We start from the raw sequence: 10902 nt of genomic DNA, 5'->3' as shown, positions 1-10902 counted from the left end.
ACTGAATGATTAACTCTTTATTTTTTTAAAAGCCAATAAGCACATAAAAAATAGGATCAATGATTTTACTCATCAACCCTATAAATTATAGAACCAAAATATACAAAAACTGTTGAACAATTAGCATAATCAGTTTATGATTGGTATTCAAGAGTAGTTAAAGTAAAAGGCTTGGAGGGAATCATGGTTACAATTAAAGATATTGCTAAAATTGCTGGGGTATCGCATGGGACAGTATCAAATGTCTTAAACCACCGTGGTAATGTTAGTTCCGAAAAAATCAAAATTGTTGAAGAAACTGCCAAAAAATTAGGTTATCAATTGAATATTCAAGCACAATCATTAAGAAAAGGTAGTTCACCACGAATTTGTGTATTTATTCCATTTAATTTACGCTCTACGTATAAAGAGTTTTATGCAGGAATTTATAACACATTAGTTGATTCAAGATATGATTTGGAATTAATCTATGTACAAGATGTATTGGATTGTAAAAGTCAATTAGAAAAAGAATTTGCCACTAAACCGGTAGCTACATTATTTTTAGGATTTTTACCAGAACATCATGTATTAGATTTTGTACCGAATGAGATTATATTAATGGTCATTGACTATTATCAAGAAATAGCGAACCCTAAAGTCATTCCGTTGAATTTTAATATGGAACAAATTAAAACAGACATCAGAGATTATTTAAAACAGCATCAATTAGAACATGTTTTAATTATTTCACATAAACAACCTCAAAAAGGCGTATTTGCTAAAAAATTAGCGACAGCCTTAGCCAATAATTGTCAGATAAGTACCTATACACTAGAACAAGAGCATAGTATTTTACGTTTATTCCAACAAATGAATAATATTCATCATTTTGATTTAATTATTTGTATGGAATATGAGATTAAAAGTGAATTACTAAAAATTTTTCGTTGGTTTGAATCAGAGCAAATCCCAAACATATTAACATTTGATTCAAAACAATTTTTCCGAGACACCAATGATTATTATGAATTAGACTATAAGAATCTAGGATTTAAAATTGGCAAAAAAATTATTCAAAAGAAATTAAAAAGAATGAAACCCCAAGTGATAACACCAGATGGTATTATCCAACCAATTCAAATAGGTGTTGTTGATGAGGCAAAAGAAATCAAAATTCTCTCGCTAAAATCTCCAACTAGTGCGGCTATTAAAATGGTGTCTAATAAATTTTCAACAGAAACAAATATTAAAGTTATAGTGGATGAACTGGATGCCAAAGACTTATATTATAAATTATTAAACCAAGAAGAAGTTATTGAGGAATATGATCTTATTCGAGTAGATGTATCGTCTCTACCGCAAGTTGCAGCTGATTTATTTATCGCTTTAGATCAAGAACCAAGCATTACTGAGATATTAAATAATATTGAAGAAGAAGTATTAGAAGAATATATTAAGGTCAATCAATCTGTTTATGCTTTGCCATTTGATGTTAGTGTGCAGATGTTATTTTATCGCTTGGATTTATTTGAAGATAAATGGATTCAGCGTCGTTTTTATGAAAAATATAAAGAAAAGTTAGTTGTGCCAAAAACTTTTGCGGAATTTGATAAAATCTCTCAGTTCTTCTCAGATAGTAAAAATTCATTAGGAAAAGTAAAATACGGGCATAGTCTGGCAAATAATACCCCAGTGGTTGCGACTTGTGATTTAATGCCTAGATACCGTGAACAATTAAAAATGACCCATGATGAGCAGTTGGCATTTGATTTGGCATTAGAACAATATGTTACAAGTTGCGTATCAACCGATTGTAAGGAAGATAAATGGTGGGGAACTTTAGCGGATGAGTTCGCAACGGGGGAAACAGCGATGGCAATCATCTTTTCAAGTTATGCTTCACGGATTACTAATAGAATTCATGAATGTCATAATTTTGAGATGGGAGTAGCAGATGTTCCAGGTCAACAACCCTTAATTGGTGGAGGGAGCTTAGGTATTACAAAAGGCTGTAAAAATATTAAAAATGTACTATCTTACTTAGAGTGGTTATATTCTGATGAGATTTCACAATTAGTCGTTTGTCTAGGGGGAATTATCCTTAATAAAAAAGTTATTAGTAATCGGAATTTACAAGAACTTTTTCCTTGGTTATCTCAAATTGAGTCATCGATTAAATTAGGGAATCGTTTGAATTTTGAAGGGTATAAATATGCTAAAGAATATGAAGAAGAATTAGGTTTATCGATTATTAATTATGTAAAAAACAGGTAATAGTAATAGTGCTATTACCTGTTTTTTTATAGTTAAAAATATTTTTTTAGGAAAAAAATTACTCGTAATAAGAATGTGCTTGATATTAGTTGACACGTTCTAAAAGGTGTATTACTATTACTTAAGACATTGACACGTTCCAAAACAGTTTTTTTATTTTAACAAGGCGTAAAAGCTTACAAAAATAAGATTATCTCACAAATAATGATAAAAATCCTGTTTTGGAAGATGTCAGTTATGGAAGTTTTCGTTAAAATTGTAGTGAAAAAGGAGAAATAGACATGAAAAAAGTATTAGCAGGATTAGCTTTAGTATCAGTAGCAGGATTGACGGCAGGGTGTTCATCACAAAATGAAAAAATCGTTATTTATTCAAATGCAGTTGATGGTGGACACGGAGAATGGTTAACAGAACAAGCAAAAGAAGCCGGTTTTGATATTGAATGTGTAAGCGTACCTGGTGGAGAATTAGGAGAACGTTTAATTGCAGAAAAAAACAATGCAACTGCTGATATGGTATTTGGTCTAAATGCAATTGAATTCTCACGTTTAAAAGATGAAGAATTATTAACTAAATATAAACCAACATGGGCAAGTGATGTTGATATGACAATTGGAGACGTTGAAGGATACTTCTATCCAATTACAGTTGTTCCATTAACATTAGCAGGAAATGATCGCGTTGAAATGCCAAGTGATTGGACTGATTTAACACAAGATCAATATAAAGATCGTTATGCAATCTTTAAATTAAGTGGTAATACAGCTAAAACAATCTTAGCAAGTATCGCTTGTCGCTATCCAGATGAAAATGGTGAATTTGGCGTTTCTGATGAAGGTTGGGAAGTTGTTAAAAAATATATCCAAAATGGTGTAGTAGTAGATGGTAAAGAGCGTGATTTCGTAGGGGACGTTATTAGTGAAGATGATCCATTAGATTACATGATGATTTGGGGACAAGGATTATTCCAATTCGGTGAGCAACGTGATTATACATTCCAATATATGAAACCTGAAATCGGTGTACCATATGTAACAGAACAAGTAGGTATTTTAAATACAACTGATAAAGAAGAAAAAGTGAAAGAATTTATTGACTGGTTCGGTTCAGCAGAAGTACAAGGTGGATGGAGTAAAGAATTTGGTTCAATTCCGGCTAACCAAGTAGCATTAGAAGGCATTAAACCAGAAATTAGAGAATTCGAAGCGTCATTACACCCACAAGAAATTGATTGGGATTTCGTTTCAAAACATTTAGCTGATTGGGTTGAAAAAGTTGAATTAGAATTTATGCAATAAAAGATTAAGATGAAAAGAATCGGGGAAAAATAATGATTAAATTTAGTGATATACAAATTAGCTATGGCGATTTTGTTGCTGTAGATAACTTGAATCTAACGATTGAAGAGGGTGAGTTTTTTACGTTCTTAGGACCAAGTGGATGTGGGAAATCAACAACGCTTCGTACCTTGGTAGGTTTTATTGAACCAACACGTGGAGACATTTTTATTGGTGAAAATAATATTACGCATTTAGTTCCGGAAAAAAGAGAAATCGGGATTGTATTCCAAAGTTATGCTCTTTTCCCAACAATGACTGTCTATGATAATATCGCTTATGGCTTAAAAGTCAAAAAAGAGAAAAAAGACATTATTGAACAAAAAGTTACTGAAATTGCTAAGAAAATTAAGATTTCAGATGAACAATTATATCGCAATGTTTCAGAATTATCTGGTGGACAACAACAACGTGTCGCTTTAGCTAGAGCATTAGTATTAGAACCAAAAATTTTGTGTTTAGATGAACCTTTATCGAACTTAGATGCAAAATTACGTGTTGATTTACGATTAGAATTAAAACGTCTACAAAAAGAATTAGGAATTACGACTTTATATGTCACTCATGACCAAGAAGAAGCCTTAACCCTATCAGATAGAATCGCTGTCTTTAATAATGGCTATATCGAACAAGTAGGCACTCCACAAGAAATTTATAATGAATCTAAAACTGAATTTGTATGTGACTTCATTGGAGAAATTAATAAATTAACACCTGAGACAATTTCATATTTAAATGGTTTAGGTAGTTTAGCAGATAAAAAAGGGTATATTCGTCTAGAAAGAATTAGATTTGATAAATTATCAGAAAATGATCAAAAAATCGCTGCGAAAATTATTGATAGTGAATTTAATGGAACATTTGTAAAATATACTGTAGAGACAGTGACAAATCAAGAATTAAAGATTATTGATAAAAATGATGGTTGCTCACTTCGCGAAATGGGCACCGAGATTGATTTATTCATTAATGCAGCTGATATTATGCAGTATTAGTAGGTGAACCTTATGAAAAAGAAAAAAGTAACACTCCAGCAAATTCTTATTCGCGTACTATTAGCATGGTTTATAATTGGATTTATTGTTTACCCAAATATACATTTATTACAGAGTATTTTTTGGCAGAATGGTACTTTCTCATTTAGAGCAGTAGAAAAAGTATTAAGTTCACCAAGAGCAGTTCAAAGTATTAAAAATAGTTTTATTTTAGCCATTTCCCTTGTATGTTCGGTTAATATTGTGGGAACATTAGTGGTGTTATTAACAGAATATTGGGATATTAAAGGTGCTAAGTTTTTACGTTTAGGTTATATGACATCATTAATTTATGGCGGGGTTGTTTTAGCAACCGGTTATAAGTTTGTTTATGGTTCAACAGGTTATGTAACTCAAGTTTTACAATATTTTATGCCGAATTTAGATGTTAATTGGTTTTCTGGTTATGGAGCGGTGTTGTTTATTATGACATTTGCTTGTACATCTAACCATATTATGTTTTTAACGAATGCAGTTCGTTCAGTGGATTATCATACGATTGAAGCTGCAAAAAATATGGGTGCCAAACCATTTAATGTTTTACGAGAAATTGTATTACCAACATTGAAACCAACTATTTTTGCATTAACCATTATGATTTTCCTAACTGGTTTATCTGCAGTATCAGCACCATTAATTGTTGGGGGAAGCGAATTCCAAACGATTAATCCAATGATCATTACTTTTGCAAAATCGACTAGTTCAAAAGATTTAGCTGCTTTTATGGCAAGTTTCTTAGGGCTTGCAACCATTATTATGATTATGATTATGAATAGAGTTGAACGTGGTGGAAATTATATTTCTGTGTCTAAGACAAAAGCACGTCTTAAAAAACAAAAAATTCAATCTAAAGTAATGAATGTTATTATGCATATTATTGCCTATGTATTATTTATTATTTATATGATGCCGATTATTTTAATCATTCTATTCTCATTCTCAAATTCATTAGCAGTTTCAACAGGTAAATTATCATGGAGCAGTTTTACCTTAGAAAATTATCAACAATTATTTACAAGTGCAGATGCTTTCAAACCATATTTAGTCAGTGTGACATATGCCTTGTTAGCAGCCATTCTTGTAACAATTTTATCAATTTTAATTGTTCGTATTATTAAAAAACCAATCTTTAAATTCGATTTCTTATATGAATATGGAGCATTATTACCATGGGTGTTACCAGGTACATTAATTGCCTTAAGTTTCTTATATACATTTGATGTGCCAGTTATCTATATTGGCAATAAAATCTTAGTAGGAACCGTTGTTATTATGTTACTAGCCTATGTCGTTATCAAATTACCATTTTCATTCCGTATGATCCGTGCTGTATTCTTCAGTGTTGATGACAATATGGAAGAAGCTTCACGTAGTATGGGGGCATCATCATTTTATACAATGACTCGTGTAATTATTCCGTTTATCTTACCAACTGTATTATCAGTAATGGTCTTAAACTTTAATTCACTATTAGCAGACTATGATTTATCTGTCTTCTTATACCAACCCTTATTCAAACCATTAGGGATTGTTATTAAGGCAGCCAGTGATGAGACGGCATCCGTTAATGCGCGTGCTATGTCATTTGTCTATACGGTCATTTTAATGATTATGTCATCGACAGCACTATATCTTACTCGCTCAAGAACACCGAAGAAAAAGAAAAAATAATGAATCGTTAAGCACCTAGAGTTACAAAGCTCTGGGTGTTTTTTGTTGGTAAATTAAGGAAACGCTTACTAAAATATAAGGTGAAAAAGTCATTAAAATATGAAAAAAGAAATAGATTTTATTGCATTTTTTAATAGATTCATGTAAGATGAAAGGTGCAAAAAGGGTATGATGATCACCCTTGTAATTCAGTTACTAAACCGCCCCTAGGCTAATGACATCTATGGCTTTTTTGTCATGGAACATTAACTTAGAGGCTTTTTTTGTAACTAAGAATAAAAGAATGGAGTGTGGAAAAATGTTAGCAAGTTTAGGGATGTTGATTATTGCTGGATGGGCACTTAGTCAACTAAGTAAAAAAGTAGGATTACCGCCTTTAGTAGGGATGATTCTTGCAGGTATTATTTTAGGGCCATCAATTATGAATGTGATTAGTGATCCAATGATTGCGGTGGCACCAGATTTACGTACAATCGCTTTAGTAATTATTTTAGTTCGTGCAGGTTTAACATTAAAATTAGATGACTTAAAACAAGCAGGTCGTCCAGCTGTCATGTTATGTTGTGTGCCAGCAATTTTTGAAATTGGAGGATTCTTATTATTAGCGCCATTATTATTTGGCATTCCATTTGCAGAGGCAGGGGTTATGGGGACTGTATTAGCAGCTGTATCACCAGCCGTAATTGTACCAGCCATGATTCAAATTATCGATAAAGGTTATGGTCAAGCAAAAAAAATCCCACAAATGATTTTAGCGGGAGCTTCAGTTGATGATGTGTTTGTTATTGTATGTTTTAGTTTCTTTACACAGTTATCATTAACTGGTGAAAGCAATCTATTAAGTTTACTAAAAATTCCAGTATCAATTATTTTAGGAATTTTATTTGGATATTTAATTGGTAAAGCATTCGTAGCATTCTTCAAAACAGTTCATGTTAATGATACTTTAAAAGTTGGTTTTATCTTAAGTGTGGCATTTATTTTATTAGCTTTACAAGATATGATGACTTATGTACCATTCTCAGCTTTATTAGCAGTAATGTGTATGGCAATGGTGATTGGTAAAGATGACTTTGAAGTTGCTGAACGTTTAGCTCCTCGTTTTCAAAAATTATGGACCATCGCTGAAATCGTTCTATTCACATTAGTAGGAGTTGCGGTTCAATTATCTGCTGTATCAACAGTTTGGTTACCAGCAATCTTAGTGATTTTAGGAGCTTTAGTAATTCGTATGCTAGGCGTATTAGTATCAGTAGCAGGCAGCCCATTAACTTGGAAAGAACGCTTCTTTACAGCAGGAGCTTATACTCCTAAAGCAACCGTTCAAGCAGCAATTGGTACATTACCATTACAAATGGGCATCGCTTCAGGAGAAATTATCTTATCAGTAGCAGTTATGGCAATTTTAATCACTGCACCATTAGGATCAATTTGGATTGAACGCTCATACAAAAAATTATTACAAAATTAATAAATACAAAAGAGTGGCCTTGTGTCGCTCTTTTTTTACAGCAAAAAAGTTTAGATATACCGAAAAGATTAAAAAAACATGAAAATAAGGGTTGCCAAATTTAAAAAGAGTAGTATAATCGACTATAACAGGATGAAAGAAAGGTGGAAAATTAATGGAATTAGAAAAAGAAATGACAAAAGAATTTAGAAATGGCTTTACACAAGATAAGAAAAATCTTGCTGTTCAAAAAAGTGCCGTACGAAATGGGATTCATGAAAGTTGCCAAACAGTAGAAGCGGCAGTAAGTAATGTACCAGTATTCTCAGTAGATGTGGAAGTAGGAGCAGTTGCTAACCAAAAAGCTTCTGGACGTTGTTGGATGTTTGCGGCGTTAAATACTTTCCGTCATAAATTATTAAAATCTCATAACTTAAAAGAATTTGAGTTATCACAAAGTTATACATTTTTCTGGGATAAATATGAAAAAGCTAATTATTTCCATGAAAATATTTTAAAAACAGCTAATCAAGAAGTAACAAGTCGTGAGGTAAGTTTCTTATTACAAACACCACAACAAGATGGTGGACAATGGGATATGATCGTCTCAATTTTCGATAAATATGGCGTTGTTCCAAAAACAGTTATGCCTGAAAGCGTAAGTAGTTCAGCTAGCTCTGTTTTAAACTCATATTTAAACAAAAAATTACGTAAAGATGCAATGATTTTACGTCGCTTAGTAAAAGATAATGCGACTGAAGAAGAAATCGCTGCAACACGTAAACAAATGATGGAAGAAATTTACCAAATTTTATCAGTATCATTAGGTACACCTCCAGAAACATTTGATTTTGAATATCGTGATAGTGAAAAAGAATATCACTGTGTTAAAGATTTAACACCACAAACATTCTTTAAACAATTTGTAGGAATTAACTTAGATGATTATGTTTCAGTAATTAATGCTCCAACAAAAGACAAACCATTTAATCGCTCATTTACAGTAGATATGTTAGGGAATGTCGTTGGTGGACGTGAAGTGAAATACTTAAACGTTGATATGGAAACTTTCAAAGATTTAGCCATCAAACAATTAAAAGATGGCGAATCAATTTGGTATGGTTGTGATGTAGGTCAATCATCAGATCGTAAAGCTGGTATTATGGCAATGGATACATTCGATGTTGAAAACTTATTCGATGTAGACTTCACAACTACTAAAGCTGAACGTTTAGAATTCGGTGAAAGCTTAATGACTCACGCAATGGTATTAACTGGTGTTGATATTGTTGACGGCAAATCAACTAAATGGAAAGTTGAAAATAGTTGGGGAGATAAGATTGGTGATAAAGGATTCTTCGTCATGTCAGACGAATGGATGGATGAATACACTTACCAAATCGTTATTAAAAAAGACTATTTAACAGAAGAACAATTAAAAGCGTTTAACGAAGAACCAATCGTATTAGCACCATGGGATCCAATGGGCTCATTAGCTTAATACATTTATTAAATTTGTTTATGGAAAGCATCGTACAACCGTGTCCCCGTGCGATGCTTTTTTATATTAAAAATCGCTAGTGAACAGTAAGAATCAGTTTACTAGCGATTTTTTGTATTAGATAAAGGCTAGGATAATAAAATTAAGAATAAATAAGAAGGTTGCTAACCAAAGAATCGGGTGGATATCATGTCTTTTACCGGTAATTACTTTAATTAAACAATAGAAAATAAACCCTGCTGCAATCCCATATGAAATACTATAACATAAAGCCATAAAGATACCAGCGAAAAAGGCAGGAACAGCTTCTTCTAAGTTATCCCATTGAACATCAGTAAATGACGATAGCATCATAATACCAACTATGATTAAGGCTGGTGCTGTTGCTGCTGCAGGTACAATACTAACAATAGGTGCTAATAAAGTGGATAGTAAAAATAATCCTGCTGTTACGACTGCTGTTAAACCAGTTCTTCCTCCCGCTGCAATACCGGCTGCACTTTCGACATAGGTGGTTGTATTAGAAGTACCAAAGATAGCACCAATTGAAGTACCGATTGCATCGGCGAATAAAGCTTTATCCATTTTAGAGCTGAATCCTGAACCATTTTCTAACATACGCTCATCTTCTGCTGAAAAGATACCTGTCTTCCGTCCAGTTCCAATAAACGTTCCCAATGTATCAAAAGTATCTGATAAGCTAAAAGCAAAAATAGTCATTAAAACTAAGGGAAGTTTGGCAACGTCTGAGAATAAGGAGCCCATCCCTTCAGAACCAAAAGCAGCTAAGAAAGTTACTTTCAAATCGCTAAAGGCACTTCCAAGAGAGTTATTGGTCCAATCAATTGTCGATACATCCACCACTCCCATTGGTATCCCTAGTAAAGTGGTTAATAGAATACCAATTAAAATGGCCCCCTTCACATTTTTTATCAGTAAGATTACTGTTAAGAATAAACCAATAATAGCAAGCAATGTATCAGGTTGCGTAAAATTCACTAATGACGGAACAATCCCTCCATTTGATACAACTGAGAAGACACCATCAGGATAAGGGGTAGTAGCAGTATAACTAGCATTATTAATAGAGATAATAGAGGCATCATTTGATAAAAAGTTTAATAGATTCGCATTTTTAATCCCGATATAAGCTACGAAAATACCAATCCCACCACCAATCGCATGTTGTAAACTAAGGGGGATGGCTTTAATAATCATTTTACGAACTTTTGTAACTGTAATAAAAACATTGAACATACCGCAAATAAAAACCATTGCTAAAGCTTCTTGCCAACTAAATCCTAATCCAAAAACAACTGTAAAAGTAAAGAAAGCATTTAAACCCATTCCAGGCGCTAAAGCATAAGGTACATTGGCAAATAACCCCATAATCAGTGTACTAACGACTGTTGCGATGATGGTGGATAAAAAGACTGCTTGAAAAGGCATGCCAGTTAAACTTAAAATACTTGGATTAACAAAAATAATATAAGACATGGCGAAAAAGGTCGTTAACCCAGCCATTACCTCGGTAGAAACAGTAGTATTATGTTTTTTTAGTTCGAAAAACTTGTCCATTATAAATAAATCTCTCCTTTTTAATAAAAAATAGATTACTTTCGGTTATTCATTTGTCGACACCTACAGTATACG

Annotated in this window: 7 protein-coding genes and 1 riboswitch; of the genes, 6 read left to right on the top strand and 1 reads right to left on the bottom strand. The window is 32.6% G+C overall.

Annotation, left to right across the window (positions count from 1 at the left end; all coding sequences use genetic code 11):
- Positions 1 to 183 precede the first annotated feature (183 nt).
- The 6 genes from BMX09_RS01445 (at position 184) to BMX09_RS01420 (ending at position 9249) form a co-directional block, all read left to right on the top strand.
- Complete coding sequence (locus BMX09_RS01445) at positions 184 to 2256, top strand: extracellular solute-binding protein (protein WP_089745912.1); 2073 nt, start codon at positions 184 to 186, stop codon at positions 2254 to 2256.
- A 281-nt stretch (positions 2257 to 2537) separates the two neighbouring features.
- Entirely contained in the window at positions 2538 to 3554 is a 1017-nt protein-coding gene (locus BMX09_RS01440) for an extracellular solute-binding protein (protein WP_089745910.1), read from the top strand.
- A 32-nt stretch (positions 3555 to 3586) separates the two neighbouring features.
- A complete protein-coding gene (locus BMX09_RS01435; RefSeq protein WP_089745908.1) occupies positions 3587 to 4588 on the top strand; it encodes an ABC transporter ATP-binding protein in 1002 nt (333 codons plus the stop codon).
- Positions 4589 to 4600: 12 nt separating this feature from the next.
- Positions 4601 to 6298, top strand: a complete 1698-nt coding sequence (locus tag BMX09_RS01430; protein WP_089745906.1) for an ABC transporter permease — start codon at positions 4601 to 4603, stop codon at positions 6296 to 6298.
- Positions 6299 to 6453: 155 nt separating this feature from the next.
- Positions 6454 to 6529: riboswitch (Fluoride riboswitch) on the top strand.
- Positions 6530 to 6596: 67 nt separating this feature from the next.
- Positions 6597 to 7769 (top strand): cation:proton antiporter, encoded by a 1173-nt coding sequence (locus BMX09_RS01425; protein ID WP_089745904.1) that lies wholly within the window; start codon positions 6597 to 6599, stop codon positions 7767 to 7769.
- Positions 7770 to 7923: 154 nt separating this feature from the next.
- Entirely contained in the window at positions 7924 to 9249 is a 1326-nt protein-coding gene (locus tag BMX09_RS01420; protein WP_089745902.1) for a C1 family peptidase, read from the top strand.
- A 117-nt stretch (positions 9250 to 9366) separates the two neighbouring features.
- Here BMX09_RS01420 and BMX09_RS01415 read toward each other — a convergent pair whose 3' ends face one another.
- Positions 9367 to 10827: an NCS2 family permease gene (locus BMX09_RS01415; RefSeq protein ID WP_089745900.1), complete on the bottom strand. Its 1461-nt coding sequence runs from the start codon at positions 10825 to 10827 to the stop codon at positions 9367 to 9369.
- Between the last annotated feature and the right edge of the window lie 75 nt (positions 10828 to 10902).

Origin of the sequence: Granulicatella balaenopterae (assembly GCF_900111135.1) — a bacterium.
GTDB lineage: Bacteria > Bacillota > Bacilli > Lactobacillales > Aerococcaceae > Granulicatella > Granulicatella balaenopterae.
Note: the sequence above shows the minus strand (reverse complement) of the source record. Positions and strands in the feature narration are given on the sequence as shown.

Bases quoted from the DNA above. Each gene is read 5' to 3' on its own strand.
- BMX09_RS01445 (WP_089745912.1), top strand. From the start codon at position 184: ATGGTTACAATTAAAGATATTGCTAAAATTGCTGGGGTATCGCATGGG.
- BMX09_RS01440 (WP_089745910.1), top strand. From the start codon at position 2,538: ATGAAAAAAGTATTAGCAGGATTAGCTTTAGTATCAGTAGCAGGATTG.
- BMX09_RS01435 (WP_089745908.1), top strand. From the start codon at position 3,587: ATGATTAAATTTAGTGATATACAAATTAGCTATGGCGATTTTGTTGCT.
- BMX09_RS01430 (WP_089745906.1), top strand. From the start codon at position 4,601: ATGAAAAAGAAAAAAGTAACACTCCAGCAAATTCTTATTCGCGTACTA.
- BMX09_RS01425 (WP_089745904.1), top strand. From the start codon at position 6,597: ATGTTAGCAAGTTTAGGGATGTTGATTATTGCTGGATGGGCACTTAGT.
- BMX09_RS01420 (WP_089745902.1), top strand. From the start codon at position 7,924: ATGGAATTAGAAAAAGAAATGACAAAAGAATTTAGAAATGGCTTTACA.
- BMX09_RS01415 (WP_089745900.1), bottom strand. From the start codon at position 10,827: ATGGACAAGTTTTTCGAACTAAAAAAACATAATACTACTGTTTCTACC.